This is a genomic window from Microbacterium sp. NPDC090003, from assembly GCF_044748385.1.
In the GTDB taxonomy this organism is placed as follows: Bacteria; Actinomycetota; Actinomycetes; order Actinomycetales; family Microbacteriaceae; genus Microbacterium.
Map to the genome: position 1 here is coordinate 1,659,654 of NZ_JBIVFW010000001.1, position 16,082 is coordinate 1,675,735.

At 69.9% G+C, this 16,082-nt stretch carries 13 protein-coding genes; 5 read left to right on the forward strand and 8 right to left on the reverse strand.

From position 1 onward, the window contains the following. Positions 1 to 169: 169 nt before the first annotated feature. Positions 170 to 4,726, reverse strand: coding sequence for an HtaA domain-containing protein (locus ACIPVN_RS07950; protein WP_400441773.1), 4,557 nt, complete (start codon positions 4,724 to 4,726; stop codon positions 170 to 172). Positions 4,727 to 4,883: 157 nt separating this feature from the next. Here ACIPVN_RS07950 and ACIPVN_RS07955 point away from each other — a divergent pair, with 157 nt between their 5' ends. The 3 genes from ACIPVN_RS07955 to ACIPVN_RS07965 are packed head-to-tail and all read left to right on the forward strand — an operon-like array spanning position 4,884 to position 7,839. Continuing rightward, complete coding sequence (locus tag ACIPVN_RS07955; RefSeq protein ID WP_400441776.1) at positions 4,884 to 5,999, forward strand: hemin ABC transporter substrate-binding protein; 1,116 nt, start codon at positions 4,884 to 4,886, stop codon at positions 5,997 to 5,999. Continuing rightward, a complete protein-coding gene (locus ACIPVN_RS07960) occupies positions 5,996 to 7,069 on the forward strand; it encodes a FecCD family ABC transporter permease (protein ID WP_400441779.1) in 1,074 nt (357 codons plus the stop codon). The genes ACIPVN_RS07955 and ACIPVN_RS07960 overlap by 4 nt, the downstream gene beginning before the upstream one ends. Next, positions 7,066 to 7,839, forward strand: coding sequence for a heme ABC transporter ATP-binding protein (locus ACIPVN_RS07965; RefSeq protein WP_400441781.1), 774 nt, complete (start codon positions 7,066 to 7,068; stop codon positions 7,837 to 7,839). The genes ACIPVN_RS07960 and ACIPVN_RS07965 overlap by 4 nt, the downstream gene beginning before the upstream one ends. A gap of 98 nt (positions 7,840 to 7,937) precedes the next feature. On the opposite strand, the gene ACIPVN_RS07970 is transcribed toward ACIPVN_RS07965, so the two are convergent. Further along, positions 7,938 to 8,306 (reverse strand): sterol carrier family protein, encoded by a 369-nt coding sequence (locus ACIPVN_RS07970; protein WP_400441784.1) that lies wholly within the window; start codon positions 8,304 to 8,306, stop codon positions 7,938 to 7,940. Between the two features lie 34 nt (positions 8,307 to 8,340). Here ACIPVN_RS07970 and ACIPVN_RS07975 point away from each other — a divergent pair, with 34 nt between their 5' ends. After that, positions 8,341 to 9,009, forward strand: a complete 669-nt coding sequence (locus tag ACIPVN_RS07975; protein WP_400441786.1) for an NUDIX hydrolase — start codon at positions 8,341 to 8,343, stop codon at positions 9,007 to 9,009. Between the two features lie 182 nt (positions 9,010 to 9,191). After that, entirely contained in the window at positions 9,192 to 10,469 is a 1,278-nt protein-coding gene (gene purD, locus ACIPVN_RS07980; RefSeq protein ID WP_400441789.1) for a phosphoribosylamine--glycine ligase, read from the forward strand. Between the two features lie 116 nt (positions 10,470 to 10,585). On the opposite strand, the gene ACIPVN_RS07985 is transcribed toward purD, so the two are convergent. The 6 genes from ACIPVN_RS07985 to ACIPVN_RS08010 all read right to left on the reverse strand — a co-directional run bounded on the left by ACIPVN_RS07985 (position 10,586) and on the right by ACIPVN_RS08010 (position 15,998). Continuing rightward, positions 10,586 to 11,116: a GNAT family N-acetyltransferase gene (locus ACIPVN_RS07985; RefSeq protein ID WP_400441792.1), complete on the reverse strand. Its 531-nt coding sequence runs from the start codon at positions 11,114 to 11,116 to the stop codon at positions 10,586 to 10,588. Positions 11,117 to 11,258: 142 nt separating this feature from the next. Further along, positions 11,259 to 11,987, reverse strand: coding sequence for an amino acid ABC transporter ATP-binding protein (locus ACIPVN_RS07990; RefSeq protein ID WP_400441795.1), 729 nt, complete (start codon positions 11,985 to 11,987; stop codon positions 11,259 to 11,261). After that, positions 11,984 to 13,459, reverse strand: coding sequence for an amino acid ABC transporter substrate-binding protein/permease (locus tag ACIPVN_RS07995; RefSeq protein ID WP_400441798.1), 1,476 nt, complete (start codon positions 13,457 to 13,459; stop codon positions 11,984 to 11,986). Before ACIPVN_RS07995 ends, ACIPVN_RS07990 begins: the two co-directional genes overlap by 4 nt. Positions 13,460 to 13,564: 105 nt before the next feature. Beyond that, positions 13,565 to 15,079: a DHA2 family efflux MFS transporter permease subunit gene (locus tag ACIPVN_RS08000; RefSeq protein WP_400441800.1), complete on the reverse strand. Its 1,515-nt coding sequence runs from the start codon at positions 15,077 to 15,079 to the stop codon at positions 13,565 to 13,567. Beyond that, entirely contained in the window at positions 15,076 to 15,699 is a 624-nt protein-coding gene (locus tag ACIPVN_RS08005) for a PadR family transcriptional regulator (protein WP_400441802.1), read from the reverse strand. The genes ACIPVN_RS08000 and ACIPVN_RS08005 overlap by 4 nt, the downstream gene beginning before the upstream one ends. An 83-nt stretch (positions 15,700 to 15,782) precedes the next feature. Next, positions 15,783 to 15,998, reverse strand: a complete 216-nt coding sequence (locus ACIPVN_RS08010) for a DUF2945 domain-containing protein (RefSeq protein WP_400441805.1) — start codon at positions 15,996 to 15,998, stop codon at positions 15,783 to 15,785. Positions 15,999 to 16,082 lie beyond the last annotated feature (84 nt).

The window sequence follows — 16,082 nt, forward strand, 5'->3', positions numbered from 1 at the left end:
TTACGGGCGGAGAACTCCGCGCCGGGCGGATGCTTCGCCCGGAGAACTCCGCCCGACGCCGAGACCTCCGCCCGACAAGGAGAACTCCGCCCGACACCGAGACCTCCGGCCGACCCTCCGACGACGAACCGCCCTCCCGCGCGATGCAGAAGGGCGGTTCGAGCGGGTGTCAGACCTCGGTCGAGGTGACCTGCGGCTCGGCCGTCCCGCGACTGCGGCGTCCGATGAGCACACCGCCCGTTCCGACGAGGGCGACCACGACGAGTCCGCCGACGATCCAGACCCAGACCGGCACGCCGCCCTGCTCGTCGGCGACCTCGGTCACGGCGGTGACCGCGGTGGTCGCCTCCGACTCGGTCTCCTCGTCGTCGGCCGGGGCCGCGACTCCGCAGTCCGCGCCGACGGGGATGACGGCGCTGACGGGGTCGAGCTCCTCACCCGCGGCGTAGGTGCCGAAGGCGGCGGCGCCGGCATCGGTGAGCGTCGACGGGATGCCGTCGAGCGTGATCACTCCGTCGACCGCGGTGACGTCGGCCAGCGAGAAGTCCGCGAACCGCACGTCCTTCAGGTCGATGGCCTCGCCGGACTGCGTGGTGCCGGTGACGTCGACCACGATGTAGCCGGTGTCGCCCGCGAGCTCGAGGCGGAAGTTCGCCAGCGTGGTGTTCAGCGCGCCGTCGTGGCCCGTGAAGGTGATGCTGCCGCCGTAGGTCACCAGGCCCGCGCCGCTCTCGTCGTCGTACGAGCCGGAGCCGTTCGACCACACGAAGTCGGGGTACTGGTAGACCACGTCGGTCAGCGTCCAGCCGCCCTTCGCGATGCCCTCGATGTAGGTGCGGAACGACTCCTTGTAGCCCCAGTTCAGGCTCGCGCCGTCAACGGTGCAGGCGCCGATCACCACGGTCTCACGGGCCAGCGTGAAGACGAGTCCGCGGGTCACCGAGCCCTGGAGGGTGAGCGTGTGCTCGCCGTTCTCGAGCGTGGCGGGCAGTGTGCCGGTCCATGTGGCGACACCGTCGGCATCGGCATCCACCGTGCCGAGCAGGACGGGCGTCGAATACACGACGACCTGGATGTCCTTCTCGTTCGGCTCGAAACCGGATGCCGTGATCGTCGCCGACCTGCCCGACTGCAGGGCGGTGAGGTTCTCGTCGTCGATCTCGATGCCGGTGGTCGCCGGAGGCGTGGCCGGGAGGGCCGTCTTCTTGACGACCGCCGCAGCTGCGGCGACCGTGCCCGTCGATCCGCTCGGGGCCGCGGCCGCGGACCCGACCGTGAAGGTGACCGGGCTCAGCGTCGTCGAGTACCCCTGGAACACCTGGTTGACGCCGGCGGAGGTGATGGATGCCGGAGCCGAGGTGTAGGTGACCGCGCCGTTCGCCGTGGTCTTGCCCGCACGCGACAGGTCGAGCGTCGCGAACGCGACCTGGCTTCCGCCGTTGGTGACGTAGAGCGTCGCCGCGTTCGCCGAGGTGAAGCGGATCTGTGGGTTCGCGATCGTGACATCGAGGATGCCGCCGTGACCGGTGAACCGCACGGATCCCACGTACGAAACCGTGCCGAGGCCGGTCGCGGGGTCGTAGGTGCTGCCCGCCGCCTGGCCGAACTGGAACAGTCCGTCGGCGCGCGTGGCGCCGCCCGTGACCTCGATCGCGCCCTTGGCGATGTCGCTCGTGATGTATCGCAGGAACGTGCTCGACACGTCCCAGCGCAGCGATCCACCGGTGACGGTCGCGACCGGAGCGGTCGGGGTGACCGGCGGCTTCGGAGGCTGCGGCGGCGTCTTGCCGAAGATCGCATCCCACTGAGCCTCGGTCACGGTGACGGTGCTGCGCGCGTGGATCGTCGACGCGGTCGGCATCGTGTGCTGCTGCCAGCTGATGACCTCGTACGTCTTCGTGCGGTCGAGCTTGCTCGCCGCCGCCGTGAGGTCGACCGAGTAGCCACCGCCCGAGACGCTGCGCACGTACTGCATCGCGACGAAGCCGCCCTCGGCCGTGACGTTCGCCTCGGTGCCCTTCTCGATGAGCGCCACGTACGCACCCGAGATCGAACCGTGCTTCGATCCGGTCGCCGTGACGGTCAGGCCGTTCTGCGCGGTCGCGGACTTCACCGCGGTCGTGACCTTCGGGCCGTCCACGGGGCCGAACACGGCATCCCACTGCGCATCCGACACCGTGACGGCCTGGCGGGCGTAGATCGTCGACGCCGTCGGGAGCGTGTGCTGCTGCCACACGATGACCTCGTACGACTTCGACCGATCCAGATCCGCCTTCGCCGCCGCCAGGTCCACGCTGAACGCGCCCCCCGACACGTTGCGCACGTACTGCATCGCGGCGAACCCGCCACCGGCGGTTACATCCGCCTCGGTGCCCGCCTCGATCAGCGCGACATACGCACCCGTGATCGACCCGAGGTTCGACCCCGACGTCGCGACCGTCAGGCCCTCGGTCGACGCCACCGACACCGAACCCGACACCGTCGGACTGCTCGGCGGGAACACGCTGTTCCACTGCGCATCCGACACCGTCACGGCCTGACGGGCGTAGATCGTCGACGCCGTCGGGAGCGTGTGCTGCTGCCACACGATGACCTCGTACGACTTCGACCGATCCAGACCCGCCTTCGCCGCCACCAGATCCACGCTGAACGCGCCCCCCGATACGTTGCGCACGTACTGCATCGCGGCGAACCCACCACCGGCGGTCACATCCGCCTCGGTGCCCGCCTCGATCAGCGCGACATACGCACCCGTGATCGACCCGAGCTTGGAGCCTCCGGCCGCGATGGTCAGGCCATCCTCGGTCGCCGAGGTCACCGTCGCGGTCGCCACCGCGGCCTCGCTGTAGTTCAGGGCGACGCTGCGCTCCTGCTCGGGGTTCACGACGCCGCCGGCGGCGTAGGTGTACACACCGTACGCACCGGGCTTGGCCGCGGCATCCTTCAGCGTGAGCGTCGCGGTGAACGTGCCGTCCGCCGCGATGTCGACCCACTGACTGCGGATGGTCGGCTGGAAGGCCTCGGGAACCTGGTTCAGCACGGTCTCGGAGAGCGCCCAGAGCTGCGAGCCGATCGAGCGGTTCGCAGACGGAGCGGATGCCGACGGCTTCCAGTTCTCGGCGAAGTTGCCGAACACGACGTACGTGCCCTGCGGCAGGCTCGCGGGGATCGGCACACCTCGGCCGCCGACGTTCGCGGTCGGGCTGTATCCCGAGCCCTTCACGACGACCTTGTCACCGGTCTTGAGGGCGGCGCCCTCGGCCGGGGTGACGCCGTCGGCCAGGAAGACCGAGATCGACGGGGCAGCCGGAACCGGCTGGACGATGTCCCACTGCGCCGTCGAGATCGTGACGGGCGTGCGAGCGAGCATGGTCTGCGCGTTCGGCATCGTGTGCTGCGTCCAGACGATGACCTCGTAGGTCTTCGTGCGGTCGAGAGCGGATGCCGGAGCCGCGAGCGCGACCGAGAAGGCACCACCCGACACGTTGCGCACGAACTGCATCGCCGCGAACCCGCCACCGGCGGTGACGTTCGCCTCGGTGCCGGTCTCGATGATCGCGGCGTACACCCCGGTCACGGCGCCGAACTGCGTGCCGTTGACGTTCGCCGTGATGCCCGCGTCGCTGACCGCGAGGTCGGTGACGGCGACCTTCGGAGCCGGTGCGTAGTTGAGGGCGACGCTGCGCTCCTGGTCGGCGTTGCTCACGCCACCGGCACCGTACGTGTAGACACCGTACGAGCCGGGGGTCGCCGTGGTGTCCTTGAGCGTGAGGGTCGCCGTGAACGAACCGTCGGCCGCGAGGGGGACCCACTGGCCGCGCACGGCGGCCTGGTACTGCGAGGGAACCTGGTCGAGCACGCTCTCGGCGAGCGCCCACGCCTGCACCGAACCGGAGCGGGTCGCGGCTGCGGCACCGGCCGACGGCTGCCAGGTCTCGGCGAAGTTGCCGAACACGACGTACGTGCCCTGCGGCAGAGTCGCGGGGATCGGCACGCCACGGCCGCCGACGTTCGCGGTCGGGTCGTAGCCCGAGCCCTTCACGACGACCTTGTCACCGGCCTTGAGGGCGGTGGTGCCGACCGGGGTCACGCCGTCGGCCAGGAAGACGGAGATCGCGGCGGAGGTGGGAACCTCCGGCTCCGTCGGGGTCTCCGGCTCGGTCGGGGTCTCCGGTTCCGTCGGGGTCTCCGGCTCGGTCGGGGTCTCCGGCTCCGTCGGCGTCTCGGGTTCGGTGGGGGTCTCCGGCTCGGTCACGGGCGGGAAGACGGCATCCCACTGCTCCTCACTGATGGCGACATCGGCGCGGGCGTAGATGTTCGTGGCGTCCGGGATCGTGTGCTGCTGCCAGACGATGACCTCGTACACCTTGGTGCGGTCGAAGGCGGATGCCGCCCCCGTGAGGTCGACCGTGAAGCCGCCGTCGGTGACGGTGCGCACGAACTGCATGGCCGCGAATCCGCCGCCCGCGGTGACGCCGCTCTCGGTGCCCTTCTCGATGACGGCGGCGTAGGCGCCGGTCGTTCCCTCGGGAAGCGCGGATGCCGTGGCCCGCACCGTCACACCGGACGTGTCGGCCACGGTGACGCCTGTGGTGACGACGGCGTCGGCCGCGAGCGCGGGCTGAGCGACCGTGAGGCCGGTCACGACGAGGAAGAGCGATATCAGCGCGGCTATCGCCGCGCGGACGCGGGTGCTCGCTGTGGTGCTGGATGCTGTGGAGTTCACGGTTTCTCTCCGGGCCCCGGGGTGCGCGGGCACGCACGCCGGCGGTGCCGCTATGCAGTCGGGCGAAGGGATTAGGTTAGGCTGCACTAAGCAGCTACCGATCCTGAGCGTAGGCTGTGCGCGAGGCTCGCGTCAAGTTTTAGGATAGCCTTGCCTTATGCGTCGCGTCCTTGCTGTCCTCCTCGCTGCCTCGCTCGCGATCGGACTCGCCGGTTGCGCACAGCCCGGCGCCGACGCCGCAACCCCCGACGCCTCGGCAACGCCGGCGGACGATTGCCCCCAGGCATCCGTCGCTCTCGCCGATCTCGACCTCGTCGACGACGTCCGCACCGTCGAGGGCGGATCGACCGCGTGCCTGTCGAGCCACGCCATCACCCCCGTCGACGACGACAGCGCCCCCGAGCTGCCGGTCGCGGTGACCGACAGCGAAGGCCGCGAGGTCACGGTCACGTCGGCGGACCGCATCCTGCCGATCGACATCTCGGGCACCATCGCCTCGACCGTCTTCGCCCTGGGCCTCGGCGACCAGGTCGTCGGACGGGACGCGTCGACCCGGTTCGCCGGCACCGAAGACCTGCCCGTCGTCACGCAGAGCGGGCACAGCCTGAACGCCGAGGCGATTCTCGAGCTCGCCCCCACCGTCGTGCTCACCGACACGACCATCGGGCCGAAGGAGGTGCGCCAGCAGCTGCGCGACGCCGGCATCGCGGTCGTCGTGATCTCGAGCGACCGCCGCATCGACACCACCGACGAGCTGGTCACCGAGATCGCCGGGGCCCTGGGCGTTCCCACACGCGGGGCGGCTCTCATCGAGCGCCTCGCGGGCGAGCTCGACGACGCCGAGGCCGAGATCGCCGAGATCGTGCCCGCCGACGAAGCCGACCGCGCCCGCATGCTCTTCCTCTACGTGCGCGGCAGTGCGAACGTCTACTACATCTTCGGCGAGGACTCCGGTGCCGACTCCCTGATCGATGCCGTCGGCGGCGTCGACGTCGCCGAGGAGATCGGCTGGGAGGGCATGAAGCCCATGACCGCCGAAGCCCTCGTCGCCGCGAAGCCCGACGTGCTCGTGATGATGACCGATGGACTCGAATCGGTCGGGGGCATCGACGGCCTGATCGAACGCGTGCCCGCCGTCGCCCAGACGCCCGCCGGAGCCAACCGCCGCGTCATCGATATGGCCGACAGCGAGATCCTGAGCTTCGGACCGCGCTCGGCCGAGATCATCAGCGCCCTCGCCCGAGCCCTCTACGCGCCCGAGCCCGCGAAATGACCTCGGAGGTCGTCACCCCGACGCCCACCACGCGCCAGGGGCTGCGCTTCGCGCTGGTCGTCACCGGCCTGCTCGTCGCACTCGCGATCACCTGCATCGCATCGATCACGAGCGGCCAGTACGACCTCTCCCCCACCGATCTCGTCGGCGTGCTGCTGCACGGCATCGGGATCGACACCGCGTGGGCGCCCGCGAACGCCACCGACTACGGCGTCATCAACAGCATCCGAATGCCGCGCCTGGTGCTCGGCCTGCTCGTCGGCGCCGCGCTCGCGGTGTCGGGCGTGCTCATGCAGGCGATCTTCGGCAACCCGCTGGCGGATGCCGGAGTCGTCGGCGTCTCGTCGGGCGCCGCCCTCGGCGCTGCCGCGAGCATCACGCTGGGACTCGCCTCGTTCGGAATGTGGACCACCCCCGCATTCGCCTTCATCGGCGGACTCGTGGCGGTGCTCTCGGTCTACTTCATCAGCCGCTCCGGCGGCCGCACCGAGGTCGTCACCCTCCTACTCACGGGTATCGCGATCAATGCGATCGCGGGTGCCGGGATGGCGTTCCTCACGTTCATCGGCACGACCTCGACGCGCGAGCAGATCGTGTTCTGGCAGCTCGGATCACTCAACGGCGCGCTGTGGCAGAACGTCGCCCTCGTCGCGCCGCTGGTCGCGATCGGTATCGTCGTGGCGTTGATCGTCGCTCCGAGCCTCGACCTCTTCGCCCTCGGCGAGCGCACCGCCCGGCACCTCGGTCTCAACGTCGAGCTGCTGCGCATCACGGTCATCGTCACCGTGGCGCTGCTGGTGTGCGCGGCCGTCGCGTTCGCCGGGATCATCGGGTTCGCGGGCCTCGTCGTGCCGCACCTGATGCGCATGATCATCGGCCCCGCGCATCTGCCGCTCGTGATCGCCTCCGCCGTCGGCGGCGCGCTGCTCATCGCCGTCGCCGACCTCGTCGCCCGTACCGCCGTGCCCCTCGCCGACCTGCCGATCGGCATGATCACCTCGCTCGTCGGCGGCCCCTTCTTCCTCTGGCTGCTCGTGCGCACGCGCCGCCGGGCGGGAGGCTGGGCATGAGCGTGCGGCTGCGGGGCACCGGCCTCACGGTGCGCGTCGGCGACGGCCGCGCGATCCTCGACGACGCCTCGATCGACATCCACTCCGGCGAGATCCACGCCCTCGTCGGCCCCAACGGCGCCGGCAAGTCGACCCTGTTCGGCGTGCTCGCGGGCGACGTGACGGCCCGGACCGGACGGGTCGAGCTCGACGGGGCGCCGGTCACCGGCATCCGTTCGCGTACGCTCGCACAGCAGCGGGCGGTGCTGCTGCAGGAGAACACGGTCACGTTCCCCTTCACGGCCGAGCAGGTCGTGCGCATGGGTCGCTCGCCCTGGGCGCGCACCCCCGCGGCCGACGACGACGACGCGATCGTCGCGACCTCGATGGGATCGACCGAGGTGCTGCCGCTCAGCGCCCGCTCGGTCACGTCTCTGTCGGGCGGTGAACGAGCCCGCGTAGCGCTGGCCCGCGTGATCGCTCAGAGCACCGGCGTTCTCCTGCTCGACGAACCCACCGCCGCCCTCGACCTCAAGCACCACGAAGACGTCATGCGGCTCATCGCTCTGCAGGCGGCCGAGGGCGTCGCCGTCGCGATCGTGCTGCACGACCTCAACGCCGCCCTCGCGCACGCCGACCGCGTCACACTCCTGTCGCGGGGGCGCGTCGTCGCCACCGGCACCCCCGCCGAGGTGCTCACGGCGGAGCGCATCGAAGAGGTCTACGGACAGCCCGTCGACGTCTTCCCCCACCCCGTCACCGGGGTTCCGCTGGTGGTCGCGCGGCGCTAGCGCCTCGGGGCCGGGATGCTTCGACAAGCTCAGCAACCCAGGGTGAGGGCCCCACGAACTGGGTCCCTGAGCCTGTCGAAGGGCCCACCCGAGAGACCCTACGGGCGCAACGGCAGCACGTCGACGAGGTCGGCGCGCGTACCCGAGGCGGCGATGCGCCCGGATGCCGCGGCATCCGCCCATTGCTCGTCACCCAGCGCGACCGCCAACCACGTCGCAGCATCCATCTCGACCACGTTCGGGGGCGTGCCGCGCGTGTGCCGCGGCCCCTGGATCACCTGCACCGCACCGAACGGCGGCACCCGCACCTCGACGCTGTTGCCCGGGGCCTTCTCGTCGAGCAGCTGCAGCAGGTACCGCACGGCCGTGGCGAGGGCGGGACGCGGGGGTTTCTCGCCCGCGGCATCCGCCCGCTTCACGACGTCGAGCGCCGTGCGCCCGTCGACGATGTCGATCTTCTTGGCCATCTCCCCACCCTACGACCGCGCGTAGGCTCGCAGCATGAGCATGCATCCCGAGGGCGCCCGCGCCGAACTGGTCGCCGCGGCCACGGGGCACAGCTGGGGCGGACCCTTCCCCGCACTGCTCGACCCCGAGAACGCTCACGACGCGGCGGTGCTGATCCTCTTCGGCGTGCTCGACCGTTCGCCCGCGGTTGTGCCCGATGCGGCCGTCGCGCGTGATCTCGACGTGCTGCTGCAGCGCCGCGCCCCCACGCTCTCGTCCCACCCGGGGCAGGTGTCGTTCCCGGGCGGACGCGTCGAGCAGGGCGATGCGGATGCCGTCGCCACCGCGCTGCGCGAAGCAGAGGAGGAGACCGGGCTCGACCCCACCGGCGTCGATGTGCTCGCGACCCTGCCCGAGATTCCCCTCGCGGCGAGCAACCATCGCGTCACACCGGTGCTCGGCTGGTGGCGCACGCCGTCGCGCGTGGCGGCGGTCGATCACGCCGAGACGGTGGAGGTGTTCCGGGTGCCGGTGGCGCAGCTGCTCGACCCCGCGACGCGGTACACCTCGGTGCGCACGTTCGGGGACCGCACGTTCCGGGCTCCGGCGTTCGACGTCGACGGCACGATCGTGTGGGGCTTCACGGCCATGGTGCTCAGCGGCATCTTCGACGCGGCCGGGTGGACGGTGCCCTGGAACGTGGCCGACGAACGTCCGGTCTGAGGTTTCGTGGGCGGTAGGCCTTCGACAGGCTCAGGAACCCAGGTCTCCCGTTCACAACTCCGGAGAAAAGTGGCGATTCCGGCCGGATCACGCAGCTGCGGAGCGATCCGGCTTGGATCTCCGGAGTTGTGCACGCCGCAGCCCACCGAAACGCACCCGACGAGGCTCGATAGGCTGGGCGGGTGAAGATCCTCGTCCTCGGTTCCGGTGCCCGTGAGCACGCGATCATCCTCGCTCTGCGAGCAGAGAAGGCGGAGCACGAGATCTTCGTCTCCCCCGGCAACGCGGGCATCGCGCAGGACGCGACCCCTGTCGCGGTCGACATGCTCGATGGCGGCGCGGTGACCGCCTTCGCGAACGAGCACGCGATCGACCTCGTCGTGATCGGTCCCGAGGCCCCCCTGGTCGCAGGAGTGGCCGATGCACTGCGTGAGCGCGGCATCCCCGTCTTCGGCCCGGGCAAGGCGGCCGCTCAGCTCGAGGGTTCGAAGGCCTTCGCCAAGCGCATCATGGATTCCGCGGGCGTTCCCACGGGTCGCGCCGTGCGCGCGACCACCGCGGCCGAGGTCGAGGCGGCGTTCGACGATCTCGGTGCGCCGCACGTCGTGAAGGCCGATGGTCTCGCCGCCGGCAAGGGCGTCATCGTCACCTCCGACCGCGCCGAGGCCCTCGCGCACGCCGAGCAGTACCTCCCCGCCGGCCCGGTTCTCGTCGAAGAATTCCTCTCGGGCCCCGAGGTCTCACTCTTCTTCCTCAGCGACGGCGACACCGTACGCGCCCTCAGCCCCGCGCAGGACTTCAAGCGCGCGCTCGACGGTGATGCCGGCCCCAACACGGGCGGCATGGGCGCGTACTCGCCGCTGCCCTGGCTCGTCGAGCAGTTCGGCCGCGAGCAGGAGTTCGTCGCCGAGGTCACGCGCGACGTGGCCGTGCCCGTGATCCGCCAGCTCGACGCCGAGGGCACCCCGTTCATCGGCCTTCTCTACGCCGGGCTCATCCTCACCCCCGCCGGTGTGCGCGTGATCGAGTTCAACGCGCGCTTCGGCGACCCCGAGACGCAGGTCGTGCTGCCTCGCCTGATCACGCCGCTGTCGGAGCTGCTGTTCGCCGCGGCATCCGGCACCCTCGAAGACCAGCCCGACCCCGTGTTCAGCGATGACGTCGCGATCACCGTCGTGCTCGCGAGCGAGGGGTACCCCGAGGCTCCGCAGACCGGCCGCCCGATCGAGAACCTCGCGGATGCCGCGGCCGTCGAGGGCGTGCGCATCGTCCACGCCGCGACGGCGGGTCCGGATGCTCCGGGCGGAGACCTGCTCGCGACCGGCGGCCGGGTACTGAACGTGGTGGCGACGGCATCCGATTTCGGCACCGCCCGCTCGCGCGCGTACGACGCGATCGCGCGCATCCGCCTCGAGGGCGCGCACTACCGCGGCGACATCGCCGCCCGCGTCGCGGAGTAGTCGCCGGCGCGGCGGTCACACCCCCGCTTCCCGTCCGCACCCCCGCTTACGCGCGCCTGCATCCGGGGGCGCGGGCGAGAACAGGGGGCGCGGACGACCCGCGACGCGGAGCGGAACTACAGCGCGATCCAGTAGCGGCGCAACAGCCCCATGCCGCGTTCGGACTGGTCACTGATGTCCTGCAGCACTCCACCCGCGCCCTCGATCGTGCGGTAGGAGCTCTCGTTGTCGACATCGCAGGTGACCAGCACGCGATCGAGACCGATCTCGCGGGCGCGCTCGAGGCCGAGGCGCAGCGCGGCCGACGCGATGCCCTCCCGACGGCGCGACGCGCGCACGGAGTACCCGATGTGTCCGCCCGCCTCGGCGAGCCAGGCGTTGAGCGCGTGCCGGAACGAGAGGAAGCCGACCACCTCGGCACCGTCGACGATCCAGTACAGGTCGTTGTGCACCCGGTCTTCGGGCGGCGCGATGGTCTTGTCGGCGAGGCGCGCGGCATCCGCGATCAGAGCATCCAGGGTCGCCCGGTCCGGGGCGACGGGAGCCGTCAGACCCGATCCGTCGACGTGCCCCTCGCCGAACTCCGCCACGGCGGCGGCCCAGGAGTCGAAGAGGACGGCGGTCGGACGCACGAGCTGAACGGTCATCGCCCCACCCCATCAGGTCGCGACCGCCGACACAACTTCGGAGATCTGCGACGACACTCCGCGCTCGGGGTAGTTCTGGCGGCGCGTCGCCGCGAAACTCCGAAGTTGTGCGCGTCACACGACGCAGAGCGGATGCCGCGGGCTACAGCACCTTCGAGAGGAACTCCTTCAGTCGCTCGTTCTGGGGCGCGTCGAAGAGTTCGGCGGGAGCGGCCTCCTCGACCACGACGCCGTCGTCCATGAAGACCGTGCGATCGGAGACCTCGCGGGCGAAGCCCATCTCGTGCGTCACGAGCACCATCGTCATGCCGCCCTCGGCCAGGTCGCGGATGACCTGCAGCACCTCGCCCACCATCTCGGGGTCGAGGGCGCTGGTGGCCTCGTCGAACAGCATGATCTCGGGATCCATCGCGAGCGCACGGGCGATCGCCACGCGCTGCTTCTGGCCGCCCGAGAGCGAGGCGGGCTTGGCATCCGCCTTCTCCGACAGGCCGACCCGCTCGAGCAGGGCCAGTGCGCGCTCGCGCGCCTTCGACTTCGACAGGCGCCCCAGCTCGATCGGCGCGATCGTGATGTTCTCGAGCACCGTCATGTGCGGGAACAGATTGAAGTGCTGGAAGACCATGCCGATGCGTTGACGCACCTCGTCGAGCTTGACGGTCTTGTCGGTGAGGTCGACGCCGTCGATGACGACCTTGCCCGAGGTGGGCTCCTCGAGCTTGTTGAGGCAGCGCAGCAGGGTCGATTTGCCCGAACCCGAGGGCCCGATGACCGCGACGACCTCGCCGTCGTCGACCGTCAGGTCGATGCCCTTGAGCACCTCGTTGCTCCCGAACGACTTGTGCAGGTTCTGCACGGAGATCTTGCTCATGCGTTGAACTTCCTCTCGAGGCGGTTCGCGAGCAGCGTCAGCAGCGTGATCACGACGAAGTAGATGATGGCGACGATCGTCAGCACCTGCGCCGACAGGTAGGTCGAGGCGATGATCTGACGCGACTGGAACGTCAGTTCGGCGAGACCGATGACGCTGATCAGCGACGTGTCCTTGAGGGTGATGATGCCCTGGTTCACGAACGACGGGATCATGATGCGGAACGCCTGCGGCAGCACGACCTTCTGCATGGTCTTCCAGTGCCCGAGACCCAACGAGCGCGACGCCTCGTTCTGACCGGGGTCGACGGCCTGGATGCCGCCGCGGATGATCTCGGTCATGTAGGCACCCGTGTTGAGCGAGAGCGTGATCGCTCCGGCCACGAACGGGTTGAACTGCAGACCCGGGAACAGCTGCGGGATGGCGAAGAAGACGAAGAACGCCTGCACCAGGATCGGGGTGCCGCGGAACACGAACACATAGGCGGTCGCGAGCCAGCGGAACGGCAGGAACTTCGAGATGCGCCCGAAGCCGAACACGATGCCGAGCACGAAGGCGGCGACGAGGGCGACGAGCGTCGCGAGGATGGTCAGCCAGAGACCGCTCATCAGCGCCGGCCAGTACTTCATGGCGACGGAGATGATGTCGGTCGGCTGCGCGGAGGCCTCGCCCGCGCTCAGGTAGGTGTCGACGATCTCGTCGTACTCGCCGCTCTCCTGCAGGTTCGCCAGGCCGGCGTTGAACTTCTCGATCAGCTCGGGGTTCATGCCCTTGTTGACCGCGAAGCCGTACTCGCCGCCGAGCTCGGGCTCGCCCACCAGGCGGAAGCCGGACCCCTGCTGGATGCCGTACGCCAGCACCGGGAAGTCCTCGAAGTAGCCGACGGCCTGGTTCGCCTTGACGGCGTCGACCATGTCGGTCGTGTCGGAGTAGGGCGTGATGCGGAAGCCGTACTCGTCCTGGTTGTCCTCGGCGAAGGTCTGCCCCTGGGTGCCGGTCTTCACCGCGACGGTCTTGCCGTCGAGATCGTCGAGCGAATCGATGTCGCTCGACTCGAGAACACCGAGCTGGATGCCGCTGGTGAAGTACGGGTCGCTGAAGTCGAACGTCTGCTGACGCTCCTCGGTGATCGACATGCCGGCCATCACGGCATCCACCTGGTTCGACTGCAGGGCCTGCAGGGCCGCATCGAATCCGAGCTGGCGGATCTCGACCTCGAAGCCCTGGTCTTCGGCGATCGCGCGGAGCAGGTCCATGTCGATGCCGACGAGCTCGCCGTCGGAATTCGTGAACTCGAACGGCGCGAAGGTCGTGTCGGTGCCGATGACGTACGTCTCACCGTCGGCGGCCGCGGCAGGGGCGGCTCCGCCGAGCAGCGCGGCGCCCGCGACGGCGGTCGCGAGCACGGCGGCTCCGGTCGTGCGGGCGAGGCGGCGGAGCCGGGCGCGCAGGGAAGAGGGGTGTGGGATCACGACGGATGCTCCTCGGATCGGGGCGGCGACCGGCCGGTCGCCGCCGTCTACCTTAGTCAACGCGAAACGCCCCGCCCATTTCGGGGCGGGGCGTTCGTCGGTGGATCAGACGGTCGGATGCTTCGGCGCACCGCGCAGGAACAGCGAGGCGATGAGCGCGACGAGGATCACGCAGGCCGGCAGCAGGATCGCCTGCGACATGCCCGTCGAGAAGCCCTCGGCGACGACATCCGGAAGCGTTCCGCCCGTGCCGATCGAGCCGCCGGCGTCGTCCATACCCGGCAGGTTCGCCTCCAGGCGTGCCTGCATGAACGTGGCGATCGCGGCCGATCCGACCACCGATCCGATCGTGCGAGTGGTGTTGTAGATGCCCGCGCCCGCGCCGGCCTGGCGCATCGGGAGCATCCGGGTGGCGGTCGTCGCGAGCGGACCCCACATGCCGGCGTTGCCGAGGCCCATGAGAGCCGAGGGGAACAGGAACATCCAGATCGGGGTGTCCATGTTCACCAGCGACGAGTACCAGAACAGGGCGCCCGAGACGGCGAGCAGACCCGGGATCAGGATGAGGCGGGGGTCGGTGCGGTCGAGGATCTTGCCCGCGACCGGCGCCAGCACGCCCGAGAGCACCGCCATCGGGATCATCAGCAGGGCGGCTTCGGTCGGGGTGAGGCCGCGGGCCGTCTGCAGGAAGAACATCAGCGGCAGCGACATGCTCGTCACCGTGAACCCCACCGCGGCGATCGCGACGTTCGCTCCCGAGAAGTTGCGGTCCTTGAAGAGCTCCAGCGGCACGAGCGCCTCGGACTTCGTCTTCCACTGCTGCACGATGAAGACCGCGAGCACGACGACGCCGGCGATGATCATGCCCCATACCGAGATCGGGCCCCAGATGACGCCCCAGTCGTACTTCTCACCCTCCTGCAGCCCGAAGACCACGAGGAAGATCGCGACGGCGCTCAGCACGACGCCGAGGATGTCGAAGCGGTGCGGGTGCGTCTTGAGCTTGGGTACGAGGATCCACGCGGCGACGAAGGCGATCACGCCGACGGGCAGGTTGACGAAGAAGATCCACTCCCAGCCGAGGCCGTCGACGAGCACGCCGCCGAGCAGCGGGCCGACGAGCGTCGCGACACCGGCGGTCGCGCCCCACAGGCCCATGGCCGCGCCGCGACGCTCGGGCGGGAAGGTGCGGGTGATGACGGCCATCGTCTGCGGGGTCATGAACGCGGCGCCGAGGCCTTGCACGGCACGCGCAGCGATCAAGCCCTCGAGCGAGCTCGACAGACCGCACCAGAGCGATGCCGCGGTGAAGATCGCGAGTCCGATGAGGTAGATGTTCTTCGGGCCGAAGCGGTCGCCGAGGCGCCCGGTGATCAGCAGCGGCACGGCGTAGGTGAGCAGGTAGGCGCTGGTCACCCACACGACGTTGTCGAGGTTGTTGGTGTCGGGGTCGAGGGCGGCCTTGATCGCGGGGTTCGCGACCGAGACGATCGTCGTGTCGACGAGGATCATGAAGAAGCCGATGACGAGCGCCCAGAGGGCGGGCCACGGGCTCTTCGGCGCCTGCCCCGTGGCGAAGGGGCCGGTCTGGGGCGCGGCGGCCTGGCGGGATTCGGTCATTGCTGTGCAGCCTTTCGCTGAGCGATGTAGCGGTCTGAGTCGGGGAAGGCGTCGGGTCCCCAGGGGAGCGCGTCGCCGCCGAGTCGGGTGAGAAGGCTGTCGAGCCAGCGCACCTCGGCGTCGAGCAGTGCCTCCTGGCGTTCTATCTCGACGAGCACCTGCGCGGGAGTACCCCGCTCGTGCGCTGCGCGGAGTCCGTCACGGTGGGCCACGTGGCTCTCGACCAGAGCGGCCCGGCGCTCGCGCAGAAGCGCGGAGACGTCATCGCGCTCGAGATTGTGGGATTCGGCGAGCGCGATACGGAAGTCGGTCTCGCTGTCGATGCGGGGCAGCTCGCGCCGCACCCACGCGATGACGGTGTCGCGACCGGCATCCGTCAGCGTGTAGGTGGTGCGTTCGGGGCGGTTGCCGTCGCGATCGATGCCGACCTCGTCGAGCAGGCCGGCCTTCTGCAGCCGCGCGACCGTGTGATAGAGCGTGCCGTTGGTGATCGTGAGCAGGCGATCGTCCTGGCGGACGCGCAGCAGCCGCACCATCTCGTAGGGGTGCATGTCGCCCTCGCGCAGCAGCGCGAGCACCATCACGCCCATGGGCGTGAGCGTGTCGATCGGGTCTTTCATCACCTGCTCCACTTCGATTAGTCCACGTGGACTATACGCCTGTGCGGCGGGAGTGGGCAAGCGCGATGCCGTCGGGCGCGCCGTCAGCTCTTCAGTCGCCGCAGCGCCGACCCCCTATGCGCGGCGCGGTCGCCGCTCTTCTCCGACTCGACGATGTAGGCCGGGTCATCGGCCGTCGCCGTGAATTTCTGCCCCGCGAACTCGAAGTCCGTCGTGCGCTTCTCCGCGACCGTTCCCCGCGTGCGCCCCTGCGAGGTGTTCCAGCTCACCCGGTCGCCCTTCGACAGCTCTTTCGACATGCGTCCTCCGTTCGTTGCGGAGAGCATCGCGGATGCCGCGGCATCCGCCACTCCCCTTGACACGGCACGGTCGCGCGACCGGGA

Bases quoted from the DNA above. Each gene is read 5' to 3' on its own strand.
- ACIPVN_RS07955 (WP_400441776.1), top strand. From the start codon at position 4,884: ATGCGTCGCGTCCTTGCTGTCCTCCTCGCTGCCTCGCTCGCGATCGGA.
- ACIPVN_RS07960 (WP_400441779.1), top strand. From the start codon at position 5,996: ATGACCTCGGAGGTCGTCACCCCGACGCCCACCACGCGCCAGGGGCTG.
- ACIPVN_RS07965 (WP_400441781.1), top strand. From the start codon at position 7,066: ATGAGCGTGCGGCTGCGGGGCACCGGCCTCACGGTGCGCGTCGGCGAC.
- ACIPVN_RS07970 (WP_400441784.1), bottom strand. From the start codon at position 8,306: ATGGCCAAGAAGATCGACATCGTCGACGGGCGCACGGCGCTCGACGTC.
- ACIPVN_RS07975 (WP_400441786.1), top strand. From the start codon at position 8,341: ATGAGCATGCATCCCGAGGGCGCCCGCGCCGAACTGGTCGCCGCGGCC.
- ACIPVN_RS07985 (WP_400441792.1), bottom strand. From the start codon at position 11,116: ATGACCGTTCAGCTCGTGCGTCCGACCGCCGTCCTCTTCGACTCCTGG.
- ACIPVN_RS07990 (WP_400441795.1), bottom strand. From the start codon at position 11,987: ATGAGCAAGATCTCCGTGCAGAACCTGCACAAGTCGTTCGGGAGCAAC.
- ACIPVN_RS08000 (WP_400441800.1), bottom strand. From the start codon at position 15,079: ATGACCGAATCCCGCCAGGCCGCCGCGCCCCAGACCGGCCCCTTCGCC.
- ACIPVN_RS08005 (WP_400441802.1), bottom strand. From the start codon at position 15,699: ATGAAAGACCCGATCGACACGCTCACGCCCATGGGCGTGATGGTGCTC.
- ACIPVN_RS08010 (WP_400441805.1), bottom strand. From the start codon at position 15,998: ATGTCGAAAGAGCTGTCGAAGGGCGACCGGGTGAGCTGGAACACCTCG.